Origin of the sequence: Pseudomonas mosselii (assembly GCF_019823065.1) — a bacterium.
GTDB classification, from domain to species: domain Bacteria; phylum Pseudomonadota; class Gammaproteobacteria; order Pseudomonadales; family Pseudomonadaceae; genus Aquipseudomonas; species Aquipseudomonas mosselii.
In genome coordinates, this window is record NZ_CP081966.1 from 3956987 (window position 1) to 3980626 (window position 23640).

The window sequence follows — 23640 nt, forward strand, 5'->3', positions numbered from 1 at the left end:
GGGGAATTGAAGATGCACAGGCATGGCGCACACCTGCTGGACGCCACGTCGGCGCGCTTCGCCCTCTGGGCGCCGGATGCGCGCAGCGTGAGCGTGGAACTGGAGCAGCAGCCGGCGATCGAGCTGTTGCCCGACGGTGACGGCTGGTACACCGGCGTGGCCCCGTGCCGGGCCGGTGACCGTTACCACTACCGTATCGACAATGCACTGAAGGTGGCCGACCCGGCCTCGCGCTACCAGCCCGATGGCGTACAGGGGCCGAGCCAGGTGGTGGATGTGGCCAGCTACGCCTGGCGACACCCCTGGCAGGGCCTCCCCTGGCACGAAGCGGTCATCCAGGAGCTGCATGTCGGCTTGCTCGACGGCTACGTCGGGGTGGCCCGGCACCTGCCGCGTCTGGCCGAACTGGGCATCAGCGCCGTCGAACTGATGCCGCTGGGACAGTTCCCTGGCGAGCGGAACTGGGGTTACGACGGCGTGCTGCCCTATGCGCCGCAAAACACTTATGGCAGTCCCGAGCAATTGTGTGAGCTGGTCGACCAGGCACATGGCCAGGGGCTGATGGTGCTGGTCGATGTGGTGTACAACCATTTTGGCCCCGACGGCAATTACCTGCAGCAGTACGCCAGCCCATTCTTTCGCGAGGACCGGCAGACTCCCTGGGGTGCAGCCATCGACTTCCGTCGCCCGCAGGTGCGCGAGTACTTCATCCAGAACGCCCTGATGTGGTTGTGCGACTACCGCATTGATGGCCTGCGCCTGGATGCCGTGCACGCCATCGATCAGCCCGACTTCCTGGTCGAGTTGGCGCAACGGGTACGCGCGGCCGTGGAGCCGGGCCGTCACGTATGGCTGGTGCTGGAAAACGAGCACAACCAGGCCGCACTGCTGCAGCAAGGCTTCGACGCGCAGTGGAACGACGATGGCCACAACGCCCTGCATGTGTTGCTGACCGGCGAGACCGAAGGCTACTACGCCGACTACAAGGACCGACCGATCAACCAGCTGGCCCGCTGCCTGGCCGAAGGCTTCGTGTTCCAGGGCCAACCCGACCGCCACGGCACGCCCCGCGGCGAGCCCAGCGGCCACCTGCCACCGAGCGCCTTCGTGCTGTTTTTGCAGAACCACGACCAGATCGGCAACCGCGCCCTGGGTGAACGCCTCACCCGCCTCTGCCCACCGCCGGCCCTGCGCGCCGCCACCGCGCTGCTGCTGCTGGCGCCGATGATCCCGCTGCTGTTCATGGGCGACGACGACGGCAGCCGTGAGCCGTTCCTGTTCTTCACCGATTTTCACGATGAGCTGGCCGACGCCGTGCGTGAGGGCCGCCGCGGCGAGTTCGCCCATTTCGACGCCTTCGCCGATCCGCACAAGCGCGAGCAGATACCCGACCCGAATGCCGAGGCGACCTTCGCCTCATCCAGGCCCCGGCAACGGAATGTACTGGCCGGCTGGCACGGTCTGTACCAGCAATTGCTCGACCTGCGCCGGCGCCATGTCGTACCGCACCTGCCCGGCGCACGCGCCCTCGGCAGCGAGGTGCTCGGCGACCAGGCGCTGACCGCCCGCTGGCGCCTGGGCAATGGCGACGAGCTGCGCATCGACCTCAACCTCGCCGCCCAACCCCAGCCGGTCGCGCTGCCCGCCCTTCAGCGGCGCCTGTACGACAGCAGCGACAACGCCCACCCCGACTCGGCCCTCGCCGCGCACAGCTGCGTGGTCAGCCTGCTGCCCCCCGACCAGGAGACGCCATGAGCGAACAGCCCCTCCACCGCCTGGCCGCGCGGGTCGGCCTGGCCCGCGACTGGATCGACGCCAACAACCGCCCGCAGCAGGTCAGCGACGAGGTATTGCGCCGAGTGCTCGCAGGCCTCGGCCACCCGGCCGGCGATGCCGCCGCCATCGCTGCCAGCCTGCGCGCCGTCGAGCAAGCCGAGGACAGCGAGCACCTGCCGCCACTGCTGACCGTCGATATCGGCCAGCCCCTGGACCTGCGGCGCTATTTCACCGCCGACCGCCAGGCGCACTGCACACTGGAGGACGGCAGCCTCCGCCACCTGGCCCTGGACACCCAGGCGCGGTTGCCGGGCGAGCTGCCGCTGGGCTACCACCGGGTTGACATCGATGGCCGCAGCTTCAGCGTGGCCGTGGCGCCGCCGCGCTGCCATGCCCTGGAGGACCGCGTCGAGCAGCAACCGCCGCGCTGCTGGGGCATCGCGGCGCAGCTGTACAGCCTGCGCCGCCCCGGCGATGGCGGCTACGGCGACTGCCTGGCCCTGGAGCAACTGGCGCGCAACGCCGCAGAGCGCGGCGCCGATGCCTTGGCGATCAGCCCGATCCACACCCTGTCGGCGTTCGATCAGCGCCACTTCAGCCCCTACTCGCCCTCCAGCCGGCTGCTGCGCAACGTGCTGTACGCCAGCCCCGGTGTGGTCTTTGGCGAGCGCGAGGTGCGCATGGCCATCGAGGCCTGCGACCTGCAGGCGACCCTCGACACGCTGGAGCAGCAGGCGCTGGTGGACTGGCCACGGGCCGCCGATGCCCGCCTGCGCCTGCTCGAGGCGCTCTACCGGCAGTTCAGCCAGGGCGAGCATCCATTGCGCGAGGACTTCGAGAGTTTCCGCGCCAGCGCCGGCGAGCGACTGGAGCACCATTGCCGCTTCGAAGTGCTGCAGGCGGAAGCTGTCAGTACGGGCCTGGGCGCCGACTGGCGCCGCTGGCCCAAGGCCTGGCACGACCCCTACCACCCCGAGGTCGAAGCCTTCGCCAACGCCTATCCGGCGCGGGTCGAGTTCCACGCGTTCTGCCAGTGGCTGACCGAGCGCAGCCTGCAGCGGGCCCAGGACGCGGCGCGCGGCAACGGCATGGCGGTAGGCCTGATCGCCGACCTGGCGGTGGGGGCCGACGGCGCCGGCAGCCAGGCCTGGAGCCGCCAGGACGAACTGCTGGCCGAGCTCAAGGTCGGCGCGCCACCGGACATCCTCAACCGCTCCGGCCAGGATTGGGGCATCTGCGCCTTCTCCCCCGAAGGCCTCAGGCGCAACGGCTACCGCGCGTTCATCGAGATGCTGCGGGCCAACCTGGCCCATGCCGGTGGCCTGCGCATCGACCATGTGATGGGCCTGCGCCGGCTGTGGCTGATCCCCCGCGGCGCCAAGCCGAGCGAAGGCGCCTATCTGGACTATCCGCTGGACGACCTGCTGCGCCTGCTGGCGCTGGAATCGGCGCGACACCAGGCGATCATCCTCGGTGAAGACCTGGGCACCGTGCCCGAGGGCCTGCGCGAACGCCTGGCCGACAAGGCCGTGCTGGGCATGCGCGTGCTACCGTTCGAGCAGGCCGCGCCCGGACAGCTCAAGCCGATCCTCGACTGGCCGGACAATGCCCTGGCCACCACCGGCACCCACGACCTGGCGCCCCTGGCCGGTTGGCTGGCGGGCCGCGACATCGACTGGAGCCATCGCCTGCAACTGATCGACGCCGCCACCGAGCTGCACTGGCGCCACACCCGGGCCCTGGAACGCGACGGCCTGCGCCGCACCCTGGAGCAGAACTACGGGCCACTGCGCGGCGACGACGCGCTGATCGACGCGGCGATCCGCTATGTTGGCCACACCCGCGCCCCCCTGGTACTGGTGCCGCTGGAAGACCTGCTGGGCAGTGACGAGCAGGCCAACCTGCCCGGCACCACCGAAGGCCACCCCAACTGGCGCCGGCGCTTCAAGGCGCCAGCATGCGATCTGCTCGACGACGAGGACGCCGCCCGCCGCCTGGAGCTGCTGGCCCAGGCTCGCGAACAGGCCTGGGAGCGTGACCGATGAAACCGTTGACCGCGACCCTGCGACTGCAACTGCACAGCGACTTCACCCTGGATGACGCGGTGCCGCTGGTGCCCTACTTCGCCCGCCTTGGCATCAGCCACCTGTACGCTTCGCCGATCCTCACCGCCCGCGCCGGCTCCCGGCATGGCTACGACGTGGTCGACCCGACCCGGGTCAACCCGGAGCTTGGCGGCGAGGCGGCGCTCGAACGCCTGGTGGCCGTCTTGCGCCAGCACGGCATGGGGCTGATCCTCGACACCGTGTCCAACCACATGGCCGTCGGCGGCGCCGACAATCCCTGGTGGCAGAGCCTGCTGGCCTGGGGCCGGCGCAGCCCCTATGCGGAATTCTTCGATATCCAGTGGCATTCCAGCGACCCGTTGCTGGCCGGGCAACTGTTGCTGCCGTTCCTGGGCAGCGATTACGGCGCGGCCCTGCAAAACGGCGAGATCCCGCTGACCTTCGAGGCGCCACAGGGGCGTTTCGAGGTGGCCCACCATGAACATCGCTTCCCGATCTGTCCGCTGGACTACGGGCGCATCCTCGATCAGGCCGAGGATCCGCGCCTGCAGGCACTGGCCGCGCACTTCAGCGCCCTCGGCGAGGCCGACGACCCACTGGCCGCGGCCCTGTCCCTGCAGCACGAGCTGGCGCGCCTGGCCGCCGCCGGCGCGGACCTGCAAGCGGCCCTCGGCGCCTTCGACAGCCGCACCGAGGCCGGTTTCAAGCGCCTGCACCTGCTGCTGGAACGCCAGACCTACCGCCTGGCCAGCTGGCGCACCGCCGCCGACGACATCAACTGGCGGCGCTTCTTCGACATCAACGAACTCGGTGGCCTGCGCGTCGAGCGCGCGGTGGTGTTCGAGGCCACCCATGCCAAGCTGTTCGAGCTGATCGAACGCGGCCTGGTGGACGGCCTGCGCATCGACCATATCGATGGCCTGGCCGATCCGCGACGCTACTGCCGCAACCTGCGCCGCCGGGTCGACCGCTTGCTGGCGCGACGGCCACTGGATGCCGCACTGGCGCACTTCCCGATCTATGTGGAGAAAATCCTCGGCGCCGACGAACACCTGCACCGCGACTGGCTCACCGACGGTACCACCGGCTACGAGTTCATGAACCAGGTGTCGTTGCTGCAGCACGATCCCGCCGGCGAGGGGCCGCTGGGCGAGTTGTGGAACAGCGTCAGCGAGCGCCCCGAGTTCGCCGAGGAGGTGCGCACTGCCCGCCACCTGGTACTCAACGCCAGCCTGGCCGGCGACTGCGAGTCGGTGGCCCAGGCCCTGCTGCAGGTGGCCCGCGACGACCTGATGACCCGCGACCTCACCCTCGGCGCCATTCGCCGGGCGCTGCAGGCGCTGGTCGAACACTACCCGGTATACCGCACCTACATCAACGCCTGTGGCCGCCCCGCCGAGGACGAGGCGTTTTTCCAGCAGGCGTTGGCCGGGGCGCGGCAGTCACTGGGCGAAGCCGACTGGCCGCTGCTCGAGCAGCTAGAGCGCTGGCTCGGTGGCCAGCCGTGGCGCCGCTTGCCGCCGGGCCGGCCGCGCAAGCACCTGCGCCATGCCTGCGTGCGCTTCCAGCAACTGACCGCGCCCAGCGCCGCAAAGGCCGTCGAGGACACCGCGTTCTATCGCTCGGCCCGCCTGCTGTCGCGCAACGACGTGGGCTTCGACGCCGAGCGCTTCAGCGCCGCGCCGGCCTGGTTCCACAACGAGGCCCAGCGCCGCCTGCGCGACTTCCCCGACAACCTGTTGGCCACCGCCACCCACGATCACAAGCGCGGCGAGGATTGCCGGGCGCGCCTGGCCGTGCTCAGCGAGCACGGCCCCTGGCTGGCCAGCCGCGTCGAGCACTGGCGCGAGCTGGCCGCGCCGCTGCGCGAAGCACTGGACGATGGCGAGGCCCCCAGCCCCGCCGACGAACTGCTGCTGTTGCAGACGGTGCTCGGCAGCTGGCCGCTGACCCTCGACCTGCATGACCCAACGGCCCTGCGCGCCTATGCCGAACGCATCCGCCAATGGCAGCGCAAGGCCCTGCGCGAAGCCAAGCTGCGCAGCAGCTGGGCCGCGCCGAACGAGCGCTACGAGCAGGCCTGCGCGGCCTATGTCGACGGCCTGCTGCTGAACGACGAAAACCAGCAGTTGCGCCAGTCCCTGCACGAAGCGGCGCGCCGCCTGGCCTGCCCCGGCGCCTTGAACGGCCTGGTGCAGTGCCTGTTGCGCATGACCACGCCCGGCGTGCCGGATCTTTACCAGGGCAACGAGTACTGGGACCTGTCGCTGGTCGACCCGGACAACCGCCGCCCGGTGGACTACCCTGCAAGACGGGCCAGCCTGGACGACGCAACGCCCCTGGCCGATCTGCTCGCCCACTGGCGCGACGGCCGCCTCAAGCAGGCCCTGGTGGCCCGGGTGCTGGACGCCCGCCAGGCCCACCCCGAACTGTTCCAGCGTGGCGCCTACCTGCCGCTTGCCGTGCGCGGGCGCCATGCCGACAAGGTGCTGGCCTTCGCCCGCCTGGGCGAGGACGCCCGCGCCATCATCGTCGTACCGCGGTTGGCCAGCGCCCTGCTGGGCCCGGCCACCACTCCGTTGATCCCGGCACAGAACTGGGACGACACCCGGCTTGTCCTGCCGTTTGCCTTGTCGCCTGCCAACTGCTCGGGACTTTTCGGCGGCGGTGCTGTCACCCCTTCAAGGGAACTGATGTTGAGCACCGTGCTGATGGAGTTTCCAGTCAATGTGTTGATTGAACATGCCTAACTGCATTCAGGAGTGTCGAGATGAGCGTCGAAGAAAAACGAATTCGCGAGTTCGCCTATCAGATCTGGGAGTCGGAGGGTAAGCCCGAGGGGCGCGAAGAGGAACATTGGGACAAGGCCCGCAAGCTGGCCGAAGCCGAGGCGCTGGCGCCCAAGACGCCACCGCGCAAGAAGGCGGCGGCAAAACCCAAGCCCACCACTGCCGTGGAAAAACCGCTGGCGGTGAAGAAGCCCAGGGCAGTGAAGAAGCCGGCAAGCTGATTGCCTTGTAGCGCCTGTACCGGCCTCATCGCTGGCAAGCCAGCTCCCACAGGGTCCGTGCAGGCTTCTCGAGTACCGCTGTACCTGTGGGAGCTGGCTTGTCGTAGCGACGATCCGCAGCAATGGGCCGCACAGCGGCCCCGCTTCCGCCCCAAGGACCATGAGGACCGCCATGAGCCCCCGCACCCCGAAGAAGACCCGCTCCGTCGCCCCGTCGCGCATTCGCGAAGGCCTGCCCTTTCCGCTCGGCGCCACCTGGGACGGCCTGGGGGTCAACTTCGCGCTTTTCTCGGCCAACGCCACCAAGGTCGAGCTGTGCCTGTTCGACGCCAGCGGCGAGCAGGAAATAGAGCGCATAGAACTGCCCGAGTACACCGACGAGATCTATCACGGCTACTTGCCGGACGCCCACCCTGGCCTGGTCTACGGCTACCGTGTGCACGGCCCGTACGACCCCGAGAACGGCCACCGTTTCAACCCCAACAAACTGCTGATCGACCCCTACGCCAAGCAGCTGGTCGGCTCGCTGAAATGGTCCGAGGCGCTGTTCGGCTACACCATCGGCCACCCCGATGCCGACCTGTCGTTCGATGAGCGGGACAGCGCGGCATTCGTGCCCAAGTGCAAGGTCATCGACCCGGCCTTCACCTGGGGTCGCGACCAGCGCGTGTCGATCCCGTGGGAGCGCACCATCATCTATGAAGCCCACACCCGCGGCATCAGCATGCGCCACCCGGCGGTGCCCGAGCACCTGCGCGGCACCTTCGCCGGGCTGGCCAACGACGAGCTGCTGGCGCATATCAAGGAACTTGGCGTATCGAGCATCGAGCTGCTGCCGATCCATGCCTTCGTCAACGACCAGCACCTGCTGGACAAGGGCCTGAACAACTACTGGGGCTACAACAGCATCGCCTTCTTCGCGCCCCATCCGCGCTACCTGGCCAGCGGCAAGATCGCCGAGTTCAAGGAGATGGTTGCGCACCTGCACGACGCCGGGCTCGAGGTGATTCTCGACGTGGTCTACAACCACACCGCCGAAGGCAACGAGCGCGGACCGACCCTGTCAATGCGCGGCATCGACAACGCCTCGTACTACCGCCTGATGCCCGATGACCGGCGTTTCTACATCAACGATTCGGGCACCGGCAACACCCTCGACCTGAGCCACCCCCGGGTGCTGCAACTGGTCACCGACTCGCTGCGCTACTGGGCCGGCGAGATGCACGTGGACGGCTTTCGCTTCGACCTGGCAACCATCCTCGGCCGCTATCACGACGGCTACAGCGAGCGACACGGCTTTCTTGTCGCCTGCCGCCAGGACCCGATGCTCAGCCAGACCAAGCTGATCGCCGAACCCTGGGACTGCGGCCCGGGCGGCTACCAGGTAGGCAACTTCGCCCCTGGCTGGGCCGAGTGGAATGATCGCTTCCGCGACACCGTGCGCAGCTTCTGGAAGGGCGACGAAAGCATGCTTGCCGACTTCGCCTCGCGCATGACCGCCTCGGGCGACCTGTTCAACAACCGTGGTCGACGCCCCTACGCCTCGGTCAACTTCATCACCGCCCATGACGGTTTCACGTTGCGCGACCTGGTGTCGTACAACGACAAGCACAACGAGGACAACGACGAGAACAACCAGGACGGCACCGACAACAACCTATCGTGGAACTGCGGCGTCGAAGGCCCCACCGACGACCCGGCGATCAACGCCCTGCGCATGCGCCAGATGCGCAACTTCTTCGCCACACTGCTGCTGGCCCAGGGCACGCCGATGATCGTCGCCGGCGACGAATTCAGCCGCACCCAGCACGGCAACAATAACGCCTACTGCCAGGACAGCGAGATCGGCTGGGTGAACTGGGACCTGGACGAGGACGGCCAGGCGCTGATGGCCTTCGTCAAGCGCCTGACCCGGCTGCGCCTGGCCTATCCGATCCTGAGGCGCTCGCGCTTCCTGGTCGGCGACTACAACGAGGCGATTGGCGTCAAGGACGTCACCTGGCTGGCCCCGGACGCCAGCGAGATGACCGTCGAGCAGTGGGAAGACCCGCACGGGCGCTGCCTGGGCATGCTGATGGACGGTCGCGCCCAGGTCAGCGGCATTGCCCGGCCGGGCGCCGAGGCGACCATGCTGCTGATCGTCAATGCCTACCACGACGTGGTGCCGTTCACCCTGCCGGCGGTGCCGGAGGGCGACTACTGGAGCTGCCTGGTGGACACCGACCGGCCCGAGTTGCGCAAGCCGCAGCACCTGGCGTTCGACACGGTGTTCGAGGTCACTGGACGGTCATTGCTGTTGCTGGTGCTGCAGCGCGAGGAGGACTGAACCCCAAAGGGGAAGGCCTGTCCTAGACTGTGTTGTGTCAGTAAAAACCTGGGGTTGCTGCGCAGCCCATCGCGACACAAGGCCGCTCCCACAGAGGCCGCGATCTCCTTTGGGAGCGGCCTTGTGTCGCGATGGGCCGCAAAGCGGCCCCGTCAGCCAGGAGCACCCGTGAACCTCGAAGCCGGCAGTCCAGGTTTCGCCAACGTCAACCAGGCGCCGGCCGTGCACCGGGTCAAGGTACTGACGGTCAACACCCACAAGGGCTTCACCGCCTTCAACCGACGCTTCATCCTGCCAGAGCTGCGCGAGGCGGTGCGCAGCACCGGGGCCGACATCGTGTTCCTCCAGGAGGTGCTCGGCAGCCATGACCGCCACGCCGCGCGCTACCCCGGCTGGCCGCGGACCTCGCAGTACGAATTCCTCGCCGACAGCATGTGGAGCGACTTCGCCTATGGCCGCAACGCGGTCTACCCCGACGGCCACCACGGCAATGCGCTGCTGTCGAAGTACCCGATCATCGAGCACCGCAACCTCGACGTGTCGATCACCGGCCCCGAGCGCCGCGGCCTGCTGCATTGCGTGCTGGACGTACCCGGGCGGCGCCAGGTGCATGCCATCTGCGTGCACCTGTCGTTGCTCGAGCGCCACCGCCAGCAACAGCTGCACCTGCTGCGCCGGCTGCTCGACGCCCTGCCCGCCGACGCCCCGGTGATCATCGCCGGCGATTTCAACGACTGGCGGCTGCGCGGCAACCACACCCTGGGGCTGCAGCATGGTCTGCACGAGGCCTTCGAGCGCCACCATGGCCTGCTGGCCCGCACCTACCCCGCGCGCCTGCCGCTGCTGCGCCTGGACCGTATCTACCTGCGCAACGCCGAAAGCCACGCACCGAGAATCCTTGGCAACAAACCCTGGACCCACCTCTCCGACCATCTGCCGCTGGCAGTGGAAGTGCGGTTGTAGCAACGATTCGGCATAGCCGCCGCACGGCAAATCACCATTTTCGATATGCACGCTTAAAAATCACATAAATTCAATAGGTTGAGCTGTCAAACAGTAATTTTGCAATCCATTCACGTTTTCTTGACGCAAGCGCTGTCCTCTCCTTAGCTGAACAGTAATCACCAGACGTAAAAACTCGTGCCGGGCCTCTAGCGCGCGCCTTCGTGCGCTCTCCAGAAGGTTGGTGCGCTGGTTCGTGTCGCCCCTGTTCTTGTCGTACAGCACGTGACATCAGGCCAGGTCTTGGGCTGTTCACTTCACACACCAACAGGAGATCCGCCATGAAAAGCACCTCGAATCCTTCGCGCTTCGACGCTTTTTTCTGTGCGGTTTCCACGTCGCTGCTCTTGGCAACCCCGGTGGAAACCTTCGCCTTCGAAACCCAGGAGGGCGAACCCTTCGCCCCCGTCCTGGCGCAGCCCGAGGTGCCGCGATTGTCGCTCGATCCGGTCAGCGTCAGCGGCCTCAACCAGGGCCTGCTCAGCGCCTTCTCCGAGCGCATGGATGAACGTCATGGCCAGCCCGACACCAACCCTATCGCCAGCCAGTGGGCGCAGTTCTTCCCTGGCACGCCGCGCCCGGGCGCCCAGCCGCCAGCGCAGGTGGAGGCACCCAGCCAGCAGATGCTGATCGGCCCGGACCTGTTCGTGCGTGAAACCAGCGGCGGCAACGTGCACCGCGCGGGGATCTTCGTCGGTCACAACAACCTGCAGAGCAGCTTCAACGGCATGCGCCCGCTGCTGGGCGACAAGCAGCGTGACGCGGTAAACCTCAGTGGCGAGAGCCTCGGGGTGTACTGGAGCATGACCCATGAACAGGGCTGGCACGTGGATGCACTGGCCATGGGCACACGCATCGATGTCAACGGCCGCTCACAGGCGGGGCAGCGCTTCGACGACAGTGGTCATGCCATGACGCTCTCGGTGCAAGGCGGCTATCCCATCGGCCTGGGCGCCGGCTGGGTGATCGAGCCCCAGGCGCAGTTGATCAACCAGCAGTTCTTCCCGGGTAGCCAGGTACAGGAGGAAACCCTGCAGGCCTTCGACAGCCAGCCCAGCTGGAGTGGCCGGGTCGGTGCCAAGCTGTCGGCGCGCTACGAAGTGCGCGGCATGCCCATCGAACCCTATGTGCGCACCAACGTCTGGTACGACTTCAGCAATGCCGATTCGGTGAAGCTCGACCAGGTCGACAAGATCTCCAGTTCGCGCAGCGCCACCACGGTGGAACTGGGCTTGGGCCTGGTGGCCCGGGTGACGCCGAACGTGGCGCTGTTCGTCAGCGCCGACTACAGCTCCGACGTGGATGACAACGACCTCAACGGCTTGATCGGCAGCCTTGGCGTGAGAATGCGCTGGTAGACGGGTTCGGCCTCATCGCCGGTTTGCGATGAGGCCGTGCGTCGCGTTGTCGATCAGGCCTGGTCCACCTTGTGCCGCGCCGCATACAGGCACAGCATCTCCATCGCCAGCGTTGCCCCGGCCAGCGCGGTGATATCGGCATGGTCATAGGCCGGCGCCACCTCCACCAGGTCCATCCCCACCAGGTTGATCCCGCGCAAGCCGCCGAGAATTTCCAGTGCCTGCACCGTGCTCAGCCCGCCGCATACCGGCGTGCCGGTGCCAGGCGCGAAGGCCGGATCCAGGCAGTCGATATCGAAGGTCAGGTAGACCGGCCTGTCCCCCACCCGCTGACGGATCGCGGCGATGATCGCCTCGGTGCCCTGGCGATGCACCTGACGGGCATCGAGGATGGCGAAGCCCTGGCTGTCGTCATTGGTGGTGCGCAGGCCGATCTGCACCGAATGCGCCGGGTCCACCAGGCCTTCGCGCGCCGCGTGCCAGAACATGGTGCCGTGATCGATGCGCTTGCCCTCCTCGTCCGGCCAGGTGTCGCTGTGGGCGTCGAAGTGGATCAGCGCCAGCGGACCGTGCTGGCGGGCATGAGCCTTGAGCAGCGGGTAGCTGATGAAGTGGTCGCCACCGAGGGTGAGCATGGCGCAGCCGGCCCCGAGGATGTGCTCGGCGTGTGCCTCGATGCTGTCCGGCACCGAGGCTGGCGTGCCGCTGTCGAACGCGCAGTCACCGTAGTCGATCACCGCCAGGTGATCGAACGGGTCGAACGTCCAGGGCCAGTGGCGGGCCCACGCCTGCTGCACCGAGGCGGCGCGGATCGCCCGCGGGCCGAAGCGCGCGCCGGGGCGGTTGCTGGTGGCGGTGTCGAACGGCACCCCGTTGACCACCACGTCGACACCGCGCAGGTCGCGGCTGTAGCGGCGCCGGGAAAAACTGGTAATACCGGCGTAGGTGCTCTCGGCGGCGGTGCCGTAGAGGCTGTCACGGGTCATGGCCTGGTCGTTGTCCTGGGCGAGGTCCACGGTCTGTCTCCTGTCGTTGTTGTTCACTGGCGGCTGCGGAAGGTGGTCCACAGGCGGTTGCGCTGGCGCAGGTCGGACAACGCCATGCTGCGGTCGGCAAACAGGCGCTGGCGCACCTCGGCCGATGGGTAGATGTCCGGGTCATTGCGGATTGCCGCGTCCACCAGCGGCGTGGCGGCCTGGTTGGCGTTGGCGAAGAACAGCGTGTTGGTCAGTGCCGCCACCGACTCGGGGCGCAGCATGAAGGCGATGAAGGCGCGGGCCGCCTCGGGGTGCGGCGCGTCCTTGGGGATCACCAGGTTGTCCTGCCAGACCAGCGTGCCCTCGCGGGGAATGCGGTAGATCAGCTCGAACGGCTTGCCGGCGCGTCGGGCCTGGTCGGCGGCCATGGCCGCATCGCCGTTGTAGGTCAGCGCCAGGCACACGCTGCCGTTGGCCAGGTCGTTGATCTGGCGACCGTTGGCCACGTAGCTGATCGATGGCTGCAACTGCTGCAACAACGCCTGGGCGGCGTCCAGGTCGGCCTTGCTCTGGCTGTACGGGTCCTTGCCCAGGTAGTTGAGGGTCACCCCGATCACCTCCTGGGGCGAGTCCGGCATGGCGATCCCGCAGTCCTTCAGGCGACTGGCGTATTCGGGCTTGAACAGCAAGTCGAGGCTGTCCAGCGGCACGTCACCGAGGCGCTGGCGCACGGCCTCGACATTCACCCCCAGACCCAGCGTGCCCCAGGTGTACGGCACGGCATGGCGGTTGCCGGGATCTGCCTCGGCCAGCTTGGTCAGCAGGTCCGGGTCAAGGTTGGCATAGCCGGGCAGCGCCTGGGCATCGAGCGGCTGCAGGGCACCGGCCTTGAGTGCCCGGGCCAGCACCGTGGCCGACGGCACCACCACGTCGTAGCCACTGCCGCCGGTGAGCAGCTTGGTTTCCAGCACCTCGGTGGTGTCGAAGGTGTCGTAGCGGACCTTGTAGCCGGTCTCCTGCTCGAACCGCGCCAGGGTTTGCGGGGCGACATAATCGGCCCAGCTGTACAGGTTGACGACCTTCTCCTCGGCCTGCAGTGGCAGGGCGATCAGCAATGAAAGCAGGCACAACGTTCGACGCATGGCGGGCACCTCGGCTTGGGGGTGGATGCCGCCAGCATGCCTGCCGGGTTACATTGTAAAAATGACAACTATTCAAAGCTGACATTCACCAGGATCAATGTAATGCTCGGACAATTGCACGACCCCGACCTGCACCTGCTGCGGCTGTTCGTCACTGTAGTCGAGGCCGGCGGCTTCAGCGCCGCCCAGGGCGTGCTGGGGCTCAGCCAGCCCAGCATCAGCCAGCAAATGGCCAGGCTCGAGACCCGCCTGGGTTATCGCCTGTGCAGCCGTGGCAAGGGCGGCTTCCGGCTGACCGAGAAAGGCGAGCTGCTGCTCCAGGCGACCCGCGGCCTGCTGCTGCAGATCGAACAGTTTCGCCAACAGGCCAACGGCGTGGCCGGGCGTTTGCTCGGCACGCTGCGCATCGGCCTGGCCGAGAACCAGGACCGCGAGGTCACCTTGCGCCTGGCCCGGGCCATCGCCCGGTTCCGTCAACGCGACGAGCAGGTGCGCCTTGAATTGACCAGTGCGCCACCCGCCGAGCTTGAGCGGCTGTTGCTGGAGCAGCGCCTGGACTGCGCCATCAGCTACTTTTCCGGCAACCAGGCGGCGTTCGATTACCTGCCGTTGTTCGAGGAACGCCAGCGACTCTACTGTGGCCTGGGGCATGAACTGTTCGACCGGTCCCTGGTCAGTCGCGAGCACTTGCTGGAGGCCGACCAGGTCTGTCATCCCTATCGTTTTCTCAAGCAAGGTGAACCCTTCCAGAGCCGCCACAGCCTGGCGGTGGCGGAGCAGATCGACAGCGCGCTGACCCTGATCCTGTCAGGCCAGCATATCGGCTACCTGCCCTGCCACTGCGCCGCGCCCTGGGAAGCCCAGGGACTGTTGCGGGCACTGGACCCGACACTGGATTTCGTGGTGCCGTTTACCTTGGCGCGGCACCGTGGGCAGGAGCCCGGTGAGGCGCAGCAGGCGTTCATGGAGGATCTGCACCGTGTCTTTGTCGAACAGGGAACGCACTGAGCCCCGCTTTCCTCGCCGCCGCGCATTTGCCACACTGCGGACTCGCCCGTGCCCCGAGGTCCCGATCACCATGCATGCCCGCGTCTGTCTGATCCTGCTGCTGACCCTTGGCCTGAGTGCCTGCGCCCTGTTCCAGGCGCGTGATCCGCTGAACATCAGCGTGATCGGTATCGATCCTCTGCCCGGCCAGGATCTGGAGCTGCGCATGGCGGTGAAGATCCGCGTGCAGAACCCCAACGAAACCCCCGTGGACTTCAATGGCATCGCCCTCAACCTGGAAGTCAACGACCAGCCCCTGGCCGCCGGGGTGAGCGACCAGCGCGGGCATATTGGCCGCTACGACGAAGCGGTGATCGTGGTGCCGGTGAGCATCACCGCCTTTGCCTTTCTGCGCCAGGCCTATGGCCTGAGCCGGGTGGAGTCCCTGCAGGGCCTGCCCTATGTATTGCGCGGCAAACTGGCAAGCGGCCCGCTGGGCACCGTACGCTTCACCGACAAAGGCAAACTGGACCTGCCCGCAGCCACAAGCGCCGGATGGTGAACCTGTTGTCGAGCAAACGAACGATCACTTGCCAGCAGTGGCTTGACCGACAAAGCGCACGCCGGGACGCGGACGCTCGTCCACGCTGAGCTCGAACACGTCCGGCCGCGCATAGTGGCCGACCACATCGAAGTCGTAGCGCGCACGCACCAGCTCGTCGGTATCGATTTCGGCGCAGAGCAGGCCGCGCTCGCCCACCAGCGGCCCGGCCAGCACCTCGCCGAGGGGGCCGACGATCACGCTGCCACCGTTGATCAACGGCCGCTCGGCCGGCCAGTTGGCCACCTCAAGACCCAGCGCCGCCGGAGAATCCTGCACCTGGCAGGCGCTGATGACGAAACAACGCCCTTCGGCGGCGATGTGGCGCATGCTGATCTGCCACAGTTCGCGCTCATCCACCGTCGGCGCGCACCACAGTTGCACGCCCTTGGCGTACATCGCGGTGCGCAGCAGCGGCATGTAGTTCTCCCAGCACACCGCCGCGCCGATGCGCCCGGCGCGGCCCTCCACCACCGGTAGCGTGGAGCCGTCACCCTTGCCCCAGATCAGCCGCTCGGTGCCGGTGGGCATCAGCTTGCGGTGCTTGGCCACCAGACCGCCCACGGGCTCGAAGAACAGCACGGTGCAGTACAGGGTGTTGCCGCTGCGCTCGATCACCCCGAGCACCAGGCTCGCGCCGGTCCGTGCCGCCAACCCGGCCAGCGCTTCGGTCTCGACGCCCGGTACATCGATGGCGTTGGCGAAATAGCGGGCGAAGGCTTCGCGCCCTTCAGGCAGGCGATAACCGAGCTGGGTGCCAAACCCCTCGCCTTTCGGATAACCGCCGAGCAACGCCTCGGGCATCACCACTAGGCTGGCGCCGGCCTCGCGGATGGCCTGCTCGTAGTCGAGGATCTGCGCCAGGGTAGCGGCCTTGCCCGCCGGCAGCGAACCGATCTGCAAGGCGGCAACGATGGATCTTGGCATCTTGGAGACTCCTGTCAGAAGAAAGCCGAAAGGTGCGCGCCGCCTCAGCGCAAGTGTTCGCCTGACTCAGCGGTTGGCGCTGGCGGCGGCCATCATCTTGTTCACTTCACTGCGTACCAGCTGGTTGAACTCCACTGGCGACATGCCGTCGAGTTCGGCGCGCACCCATTCTGCCCACTTGCCCTTGCGCCGCGGTTTCTCCGCGATCAGCCGCGCGGCCTCGCCCTTGGCCTTGGCAAGGTTGTTCTGCCAGTACTCGAACAAACGCGCCTTCTCTGCCTCGATCTGCGCCCGTTCCTGGAAGCTCATGTTGGCCAGATTGAAACTCATGGGGGTATTACCTGCCGCTGGAAAATGGACGCTATCTTACACTTAGCGACGGGCCATCGGTACGCCGCTGCAACTTTCCCGGCGCCGTGGCATCCACTGTTCAACGCCCAACCCTTCATGAGGATGTGTACATGGCCAGGAAAACCGCCGCGCAAGCCGACAACGACCAGATCAAGGATCAGGTATTCAGCGAACTGCAGGCATTGATCGAGGAGTCGGAGAAACTGCTCAGCGACAGCGCGTCGCTGGTCGGGGAAGAAGCAGAGGGCCTGAGGGCGCAACTGGGGCTGAAACTGCGCCAGGCACGCGAAGCCACTGGCCGGCTGGGGGAGAAGGCGCAGCCGGTGGTCGAGGCGACCCAGGAATACATTGGCGGCCATCCCTGGCAGACGGTGGCGATCTCCGCGGGCTTCGGCCTGGTGGTCGGCCTCTTGCTCGGACGCCGGCAATAGCTCAGGCGGCTTGCGCCATCGGGATCCCACTGTGGAAGCGCAGTTCCTGGTCGGGTGAGGTAATCAGCCCGGCCTCGGCCTCGCGCACCTGCTCCACTACTTTGGCGATATCCGCCTCGTCACCGTACTGGTGAGCCAGTTTCAGATAGCCCTGATAGTGCCGTGCCTCGCTCTTGAGCAAGCCGTGGTAGAACGTGCCGAGCTCTTCATCCAGGTGCGGCACCAGGGCGGCGAAGCGCTCGCAGCTGCGCGCCTCGATGAAGGCGCCCACCACCAAGGTATCGACCAGCTTGACCGGCTCATGGGCACGCACCAGCCGCCGCAGGCCCGAGGCATAGCGCCCGGCCGAGACCGGACGCAGCGGCACGCCACGGCGCTTCATCAGGCGCAGCACCTGCTCGTGGTGCACCAGCTCCTCGCGGGCCAGGCGCGACATCATGTTGATCAGGTCCAGGTGGGTGTTGTACTTGGCGATCAGGCTTAGCGCAGTGCTGGCGGCCTTGAATTCACAGTTCTTGTGATCGATCAGCAGCGTCTCCTGGTCGGCCAGCGCCGCCTCGATCCAGGCATCAGGGGTACGGCAACCGAGGAAGGCGTCGATTTCGGGAATCAGGGACATGGCACTCACAATCACACAGGACATCGGCAGGACCGGCGATTATACCGGCGACCGCGTCGAGCACCAGTGACTATGCTTGATACATATCAAGCGGCGGCGGCAGCGGCGCCGTCTATAGTCAGGCATTGGCCGCCATTCTGAACGGAGTTCACGCCCATGCAAGCCGTACGCAGCATTCTTGTCGTCCTCGACCCCGAGCACGCCCACAGCCGTGCCCTGACACGGGCCAAGCTGATCGCGGGGGTGACCGGCGCGCGCCTGCACCTGCTGATGTGCGACAAGAAACAGGATCATGACGCGCTGCTCAGCCTGCTCAGCAGCCAATTGCATGACGACGGTTACGACAGTGTCACCCACGAGCAGCACTGGAAGGACAACCTGCACAAGTCGATCATCCATGTGCAGCAAGCCGAAGGCTGCGAACTGGTGATCAAGGAGCACCGGCCGGACAATCCGCTGCGCAAGGCCTTGCTCACCCCCAGCGACTGGAAACTGCTGCGCGAGTGCCCGTGCGCGGTGCTGATGGTCAAAAGCGAGCGGCCATGGACGGGGGGCAAGATCCTGGCGGCCGTGGATGTCGGCAACCAGGATGAAGCCCATCGCCTGCTGCATGCCAGCATCATCGACCATGGCTATGACATTGCCAGCCTGGCCAAGGGCGAACTGCACGTGATCAGTGCCCACCCCTCGCCCATGCTGTCGGCGTCCGACCCGGTCTACCAGCTGACGGAGACCATCGAGAAACGCTATCGTGAGGCATGCCTGGCGTTCCAGGCGGAGTTCGATATTACCGATGACCGACTGCATATCGCCGAGGGGCCGGCGGATGTGTTGATTCCCCATACCGAGAAGAAGCTCGATGCCGTGGTGACCATTATCGGCACCGTGGCACGAACAGGTATCTCGGGGGCCTTGATCGGTAACACCGCGGAGGTCGTGCTGGACTCGCTGGAAAGCGATGTACTGGTGCTCAAGAGCGAGGAGGCCAAGTCGCACCTGGCCGAGCTGGCGCGGGGCTAGACCCGCTTCGGGCAGAAGCCTCCAGGGTAGTGGCGAAATGCCTGGCATGCGCAGTCATCCAGGCATCGGTCGCCCCATCTCGGTGCAAAGTCACTAGAATGGGCGGTCTCTCCAGCCACAGAACCTTCCCATGGACATCGATCAGGCCCGTACCTTCCTGGAAATTGTCCGCTGCGGCAGCCTGGTCGCCGCCGCCGAACGCCTGTTCGTGTCGCAGACCGCGATCACCGCCCGGGTCCAGCGCCTGGAGCAGCAACTGGGCTGCCAGCTGTTCGTGCGCAGCCGCAATGGCGCCAGCCTCACCAGCGACGGCGAGGCGTTCGTCCCCTATGCCAACCAGCTGGTGCAGACCTGGGAAGCAGCACGCCGTGACCTGCCGCTGCCCCAGGGCTGCCAACAGGTACTGCACGTGGGCGCCGAAGTGAGCCTGGGCAATCCGATGCTGCTCGACTGGGTCAGCGCCCTGCATCACGAGCTGCCCAGCCACGCCATCCGCAGCGAGGTCAGCGACGGCGAATCGCTGCTGCGCAAGGTGCAGATGGGCCTGCTCGACGCCGCGCTGGTCTACCAGCCGACCTATGGTCCGGGCCTGCAGGTCGAGCAGTTGATGGAAGAGAAGCTGATCCGCGTGCGTCGGGCCGATGCGCCCGATCCCTATGTCTACATCGACTGGGGCGAGGCCTTCCGTCGCCAGCACGATGCGGCCCTGCCCGAGCTGTCACGCCCGGCCCTGAGCTTCAACCTTGGGCCGCTGGCTCTGCAGTTCATCCTCGACCGTGGCGGCAGTGGCTATTTCCGTACGCGCGTGGTGCAGGCCTACCTGCAGAACGGCGTGTTCGAGCGCGTGCCCCAGGCGCCGGAGTTCACCTACCCGACCTTCCTGGTGCATGCCCGCGAGCGCGACAGCGAGGCTTTGCAGCAGGCCTTCAACGTGCTGCGCCGGCTGGTGGCCGCTGGCGAAAGCGACTGGTCACAACGCTGGGATCCGTTGATCTGAGCCCGACGCGGCGGCGCTAAGCAGGTGTCGCTTGAGGCCGGCGATCAGGTCGGTCTGGGTGATCACCCCCACCAGACGCTCGCCGTCGAGCACCGGCAGGCAGTGCAAGCCTTGCTCGCCGAGCAACGGCAACAAGCGCTCCAGGGGCTGCCCGCAGTCGACACTGACCACCCGGCGACTCATCACCTGTTCCAGACGCACGGGCTGGCGACGGAACAGGCCACGCCAGCTGAATCGCCCACGGGCCATGGCCGCGCCGACCAGGTCGCTGAGGCTGACCATGCCGACCAGGTGGCCATCTTCCAGCACCGGCAAGGTCTTCAGGTGGTGATCGGCCAGCATCCGCCAAGCCTGCTCCAAGGTGGTGGCCGGAGTGGCGGCCTGAATATCGCGGGACATCACCAAGCACGCGGTGATGCCGCCCAGGCTGCGCTGCAGGGCATGCTGCTCGGTGGCCAGGATGATGCGTTCCAGCTCATCGCGGGTGACATCGACGAACTCGCCAATCTCTGCCAGGGCCTGGTCCAGGTCTTCGCCCCGGATACCGACCCGTTCGCCCGGCAGGGGATCGTGGGTATGGTGCGGGTCCTTGCGCGGCGCCGCATTCTTGGGATAGCGCACGCCGGTCAGGCGGTTGTACAGCACCGCCACCGCCACCAGCACCAGCGCGTTGAGCAGCACCGGTTCGAGCAGATGGTCCCCCATGGCCACAAGGCCCGGATCGGCCAGCACCGCGCTCACCGCCACGCCGCCACCAGGCGGGTGCAGGCAGCGCAGCAGGCACATCGCCAGGATCGCGACACCCAGCGCCGCCGCCGCCACCCACAGGCCATCACCGAAACCGTGGCGCATGGCCAGGCCCACCACGCCAGCCAGGGCATAACTGCCCAGCACCGGCCAGGGCTGGGCCAGGGGCCCGGAGTGCACGGCGAACACCAGCACCGCCGAGGCCGCCAGCGGCCCGAGCAGGTGCAGGGCGATGGACGGGCCGTAGGCCAGGCTGCACAAGTAGCCGGCGAGAAACAGGCCCAGCAGCGCGCCGAAGCCAGCGCGCAACCACTCTTTGCGAGGAATGTTCAGGGGCGCCGGGAGCAGGCGCTGCAAGCGGGATTGGGGACGCGAGGCAGGCATCGAGGTATTCGGATCGTGTTCTTGTGCGAAAAAGAAAGCCCAGCGCGACCGGCCTGGGCCCTGTGTTGCGCAGTGCAATCGCGCAAGGGGCTCCGTCCATGGAGAGATGGAAACCGCAGGGTTTCGTGGGGAATGATTGTGCCGGGCGCGGGTGGCCATGGGCCAATTCAAAAAACTGCGGCTGTACTGCAATTTTTTTGCAGGGTTGATCCGCCTTTCTTCAAGGCATACGCCATCCCTGTGGGAACGGCCTCGCCGATCAACGCCCCTTGCGCGGCAGGTCAATGCTGACCCGCAACCCGCCCTGGGGGCTTTCCAGCAGCGCAATCCGCCCGCCCCAGGCCTCGACGATATCGCGCACGATGCCCAGCCCCAGGCCATGGCCATCGACCTGCTCGTCCAGCCGCGAACCGCGTTCAAGCACCTGCAGGCGCTGCGTCTCGGGGATGCCCGGGCCATCGTCGTCCACCCACAGCCGGTAACCCTCGGCGGTCGGCGCGATACCCAGGCGCACCTCGCTGTCGGCCCATTTGCAGGCGTTGTCCAGCAGGTTGCCGAGCAGTTCCAGCAGGTCTTCGCGGTCCCAAGGCAACAACAACCCGGGCGGTACATCGCGCTCGAGCAGCAGGCCCTCGCCATGGATCATGCCCAGCGTCGCCAGCAGCCCGGGCAACTCAGCGTCGCAGTCGAACTGCGCCCCCGGCAGCGCATCGCCGGCCAGGCGCGCGCGGTTGAGCTCGCGGGCCAGGCGCTGCTGGATCTGCTCGAGTTGCTCGCGCATCTGCGCACGTACCTCAGGCAATCCTTGGAGGCGCTCGCTGGCGGCCAGGCTGAGCAGGACCGCCAACGGTGTCTTCAAGGCATGGCCGAGGTTGCCCAGGGCATTGCGCGAGCGGCGCAAACTGTCCTCGGTGTGGGCCAGCAGGTGGTTGATCTGGTCCACCAGCGGTTGCAGCTCGCTGGGCACCTCGGCGTCCAGTTGCGAGCGCTGGCCCTGCTGCAACTGGGCGATCTGCTGACGCGCCCGTTCCAGTGGACGCAGCGAACGGGTCACGGTGATGCGCTGCAGCACCAGCACCAGCAGCAGCGCCACCAGGCCCAGGCCCAGGCCGATCTGCTGCATGCGCCGAAAGCCCTCGCGCACCGGCGAATAGTCCTGGGCCACGCTGATCGAGATGTCCTGCCCCAGGCGCCGGTAATCGCCGCGATAGGCCAGCAGCTGCTGGCCCTCGGGCCCCAGCTTGTGACCATCGTCCAGCCCCGGCTTGCCGGGCTTGGGCATGTCCATGTCCCACAACGAACGCGAGCGCCAGGTGCCCTGGTCGAAATCGATGCGAAAGTAGTAGCCCGAGAATGGCTGCTGGTAGGCCGCCGACAGCCGTCGCTCGTCCAGTTGCAAACCGGACGGGCCGCGCACCAGCGCCACCAGCAGGTTCTCGCTTTCCTTGCGCAGGCCGGCTTCCAGGTAGCGCTGCAGGCCGGCTTCGAACAGCCACAGGGTCAACTGCGCCAGGGCCAGCCCGACCACCACCAGCACCGCCACCAGGCCCAGGCTCAGGCGCGCCTGGATCGACTTCACGCGGTGCTCCCGGCGTACACGTAGCCCTGACCGCGACGGGTCTCGATCACGCTGCGCCCAAGCTTGCGCCGCAGATGGTTGACGTGAACTTCCAGCACATTGGAATCGCGCTCGGTTTCACCGTCATACAGGTGCTCGGCCAGGTGGCTCTTGGACAGCACCTGCCCCGGGTGCAGCATGAAGTAGCGCAGCAGGCGGAACTCGGCGGCGGTGAGCTGGACATCGACGCCTTCGCGGCTCACGCACTGGCGCGATTCGTCCAGGTGCAGGCCGGCCGCTTCCAGCTTCGGCTGGTTGGCCACCCCCTTGGCCCGGCGCAGCAGGGCCTGGATGCGCAGTTGCAGCTCCTCGGGGTGGAAGGGCTTGCTCAGGTAATCGTCGGCGCCAGCCTTGAGCCCCTCGATCCGCTCGGCCCAGGAACCGCGGGCGGTGAGGATCAGCACCGGAGTGGCCAAGCCGCCCGCCCGCCACTGCGCCAGCACCTCGAGCCCCGGCAGACCGGGCAGGCCGAGGTCGAGGATGATCAGGTCATAGGGTTCGCTCTGGCCCTGGTACACCGCGTCGCGGCCATCGGCCAGCCAGTCCACGGCGTAGCCCTGGCGTTGCAGGGCGGCGGTCAGTTCATCGGCCAGGGGGACATTGTCCTCGACAAGCAACAGGCGCATCTCAGTCGTCTTCCTCGTCTTTGAGCAACTCGCCGGTGCGGGCATCGAGCTTGATCTCGCGTACCACGCCGGCCGGGGTCAGCAGTTCGACCTCGTACTCGTAGCGCTCGTGCTTTTCTTCCAGCTCCGCCTCCAGCAGCCGCGCCCCGGGGTAACGCCCCAGGGCGGACTCGAGCAGTTGCTCGAGCGGCAGGATGATGCCCTGTTGCCGAAGCGCCAGGGCTTCATCCTGATCCAGGTCGCGCGCGGCGGCCAGCGAACACACGACCATCAGGGCCAAGGCCAGGTAGCGTGCCGTTCGCGGTAGTGCGTGCATCAGTTGTCTCGCTCGTCCTTCAGGACTTCACCGGTCTTGGCGTCCAGATCCACATCCCATTCGACGTTCTGGGCATCGCGCAGGTCGACCTTGTAGATGTAGCGACCGTACTCGTTCTCGAGCTCCGAGTCGGTCACAGTGGCGCCGGGGTGCTTGGCGACGGCGGCGGCCTTGAGTTCGTCCAGCGATTTGATGGTCTTGGCGTTCACCAGTTTGACCACTTCATCGGGCTGCACGTCCTTGGCAAAGGCGACGTTGGCACCGAAAGCGAGGGCAGCGGCGGTGAACAGGGCAGTCAAAGTTTTCATGAGGTTCTCTCCAGCGAGATGTGTAATTTGTCTACGGGGTTAAGATTAACC

Annotated in this window: 22 protein-coding genes; 12 read left to right on the forward strand and 10 right to left on the reverse strand. The window is 66.9% G+C overall.

What is annotated here, in order from left to right; translation table 11 throughout:
• The first annotated feature begins 12 nt into the window (after positions 1-12).
• From treZ to K5H97_RS18385, 7 genes are all read left to right on the forward strand, one after another.
• On the forward strand, positions 13-1755 hold the full coding sequence (gene treZ, locus K5H97_RS18355; RefSeq protein ID WP_028692577.1) for a malto-oligosyltrehalose trehalohydrolase: 1743 nt from the start codon (positions 13-15) through the stop codon (positions 1753-1755).
• Positions 1752-3821 (forward strand): 4-alpha-glucanotransferase, encoded by a 2070-nt coding sequence (gene malQ / locus K5H97_RS18360; protein ID WP_028692578.1) that lies wholly within the window; start codon positions 1752-1754, stop codon positions 3819-3821. The genes treZ and malQ overlap by 4 nt, the downstream gene beginning before the upstream one ends.
• Positions 3818-6592: a malto-oligosyltrehalose synthase gene (locus K5H97_RS18365; RefSeq protein WP_028692579.1), complete on the forward strand. Its 2775-nt coding sequence runs from the start codon at positions 3818-3820 to the stop codon at positions 6590-6592. Before malQ ends, K5H97_RS18365 begins: the two co-directional genes overlap by 4 nt.
• Before the next feature lie 20 nt (positions 6593-6612).
• Positions 6613-6852 carry a DUF2934 domain-containing protein gene (locus tag K5H97_RS18370; RefSeq protein ID WP_028692580.1) on the forward strand — a complete coding sequence of 80 codons (240 nt, stop codon included), beginning with the start codon at positions 6613-6615 and terminating at the stop codon, positions 6850-6852.
• 172 nt (positions 6853-7024) lie between these two features.
• On the forward strand, positions 7025-9178 hold the full coding sequence (glgX, locus tag K5H97_RS18375) for a glycogen debranching protein GlgX (protein ID WP_028692581.1): 2154 nt from the start codon (positions 7025-7027) through the stop codon (positions 9176-9178).
• A 168-nt stretch (positions 9179-9346) separates the two neighbouring features.
• Positions 9347-10141, forward strand: a complete 795-nt coding sequence (locus tag K5H97_RS18380) for an endonuclease/exonuclease/phosphatase family protein (protein ID WP_028692582.1) — start codon at positions 9347-9349, stop codon at positions 10139-10141.
• Positions 10142-10461: 320 nt separating this feature from the next.
• Positions 10462-11538 (forward strand): autotransporter domain-containing protein, encoded by a 1077-nt coding sequence (locus K5H97_RS18385; protein WP_028692583.1) that lies wholly within the window; start codon positions 10462-10464, stop codon positions 11536-11538.
• Positions 11539-11591: 53 nt separating this feature from the next.
• On the opposite strand, the gene speB is transcribed toward K5H97_RS18385, so the two are convergent.
• Both speB and K5H97_RS18395 read right to left on the reverse strand, forming a co-directional pair.
• Positions 11592-12554, reverse strand: coding sequence for an agmatinase (gene speB / locus K5H97_RS18390; protein WP_028692584.1), 963 nt, complete (start codon positions 12552-12554; stop codon positions 11592-11594).
• Positions 12555-12577: 23 nt separating this feature from the next.
• On the reverse strand, positions 12578-13657 hold the full coding sequence (locus K5H97_RS18395) for an extracellular solute-binding protein (RefSeq protein ID WP_028692585.1): 1080 nt from the start codon (positions 13655-13657) through the stop codon (positions 12578-12580).
• Between the two features lie 102 nt (positions 13658-13759).
• Here K5H97_RS18395 and K5H97_RS18400 point away from each other — a divergent pair, with 102 nt between their 5' ends.
• Positions 13760-14665, forward strand: coding sequence for a LysR family transcriptional regulator (locus tag K5H97_RS18400; protein ID WP_028692586.1), 906 nt, complete (start codon positions 13760-13762; stop codon positions 14663-14665).
• A gap of 70 nt (positions 14666-14735) precedes the next feature.
• Positions 14736-15206 (forward strand): LEA type 2 family protein, encoded by a 471-nt coding sequence (locus K5H97_RS18405; protein WP_028692587.1) that lies wholly within the window; start codon positions 14736-14738, stop codon positions 15204-15206.
• Between the two features lie 24 nt (positions 15207-15230).
• On the opposite strand, the gene K5H97_RS18410 is transcribed toward K5H97_RS18405, so the two are convergent.
• Both K5H97_RS18410 and K5H97_RS18415 read right to left on the reverse strand, forming a co-directional pair.
• Positions 15231-16172, reverse strand: coding sequence for a carbon-nitrogen hydrolase family protein (locus K5H97_RS18410; protein ID WP_028692588.1), 942 nt, complete (start codon positions 16170-16172; stop codon positions 15231-15233).
• A gap of 66 nt (positions 16173-16238) precedes the next feature.
• Positions 16239-16502 (reverse strand): hypothetical protein, encoded by a 264-nt coding sequence (locus K5H97_RS18415; RefSeq protein ID WP_028692589.1) that lies wholly within the window; start codon positions 16500-16502, stop codon positions 16239-16241.
• 131 nt (positions 16503-16633) lie between these two features.
• Here K5H97_RS18415 and K5H97_RS18420 point away from each other — a divergent pair, with 131 nt between their 5' ends.
• Entirely contained in the window at positions 16634-16954 is a 321-nt protein-coding gene (locus K5H97_RS18420) for a DUF883 family protein (RefSeq protein ID WP_028692590.1), read from the forward strand.
• 1 nt (position 16955) lies between these two features.
• On the opposite strand, the gene miaE is transcribed toward K5H97_RS18420, so the two are convergent.
• Entirely contained in the window at positions 16956-17573 is a 618-nt protein-coding gene (gene miaE, locus K5H97_RS18425; RefSeq protein ID WP_028692591.1) for a tRNA-(ms[2]io[6]A)-hydroxylase, read from the reverse strand.
• A 156-nt stretch (positions 17574-17729) separates the two neighbouring features.
• Between miaE and K5H97_RS18430 the strand changes: the two genes are divergently transcribed.
• On the forward strand, positions 17730-18593 hold the full coding sequence (locus K5H97_RS18430) for a universal stress protein (protein WP_028692592.1): 864 nt from the start codon (positions 17730-17732) through the stop codon (positions 18591-18593).
• A gap of 130 nt (positions 18594-18723) precedes the next feature.
• Positions 18724-19590 (forward strand): LysR family transcriptional regulator, encoded by an 867-nt coding sequence (locus tag K5H97_RS18435; protein ID WP_028692593.1) that lies wholly within the window; start codon positions 18724-18726, stop codon positions 19588-19590.
• Here K5H97_RS18435 and K5H97_RS18440 read toward each other — a convergent pair.
• The 5 genes from K5H97_RS18440 to K5H97_RS18460 all read right to left on the reverse strand — a co-directional run bounded on the left by K5H97_RS18440 (position 19564) and on the right by K5H97_RS18460 (position 23589).
• Entirely contained in the window at positions 19564-20721 is a 1158-nt protein-coding gene (locus tag K5H97_RS18440) for an HPP family protein (RefSeq protein WP_028692594.1), read from the reverse strand. The genes K5H97_RS18435 and K5H97_RS18440 overlap by 27 nt on opposite strands.
• Before the next feature lie 259 nt (positions 20722-20980).
• Positions 20981-22300, reverse strand: coding sequence for a sensor histidine kinase (locus tag K5H97_RS18445; RefSeq protein WP_028692595.1), 1320 nt, complete (start codon positions 22298-22300; stop codon positions 20981-20983).
• Positions 22297-22965 carry a response regulator transcription factor gene (locus K5H97_RS18450; RefSeq protein WP_028692596.1) on the reverse strand — a complete coding sequence of 223 codons (669 nt, stop codon included), beginning with the start codon at positions 22963-22965 and terminating at the stop codon, positions 22297-22299. The genes K5H97_RS18445 and K5H97_RS18450 overlap by 4 nt, the downstream gene beginning before the upstream one ends.
• Position 22966: 1 nt before the next feature.
• The gene (locus K5H97_RS18455) at positions 22967-23281 is read right to left on the reverse strand and encodes a PepSY domain-containing protein (protein WP_036986688.1); all 315 of its coding nucleotides are present in this window, start codon (positions 23279-23281) and stop codon (positions 22967-22969) included.
• Positions 23281-23589 carry a PepSY domain-containing protein gene (locus K5H97_RS18460; RefSeq protein ID WP_028692598.1) on the reverse strand — a complete coding sequence of 103 codons (309 nt, stop codon included), beginning with the start codon at positions 23587-23589 and terminating at the stop codon, positions 23281-23283. The genes K5H97_RS18455 and K5H97_RS18460 overlap by 1 nt, the downstream gene beginning before the upstream one ends.
• Positions 23590-23640 lie beyond the last annotated feature (51 nt).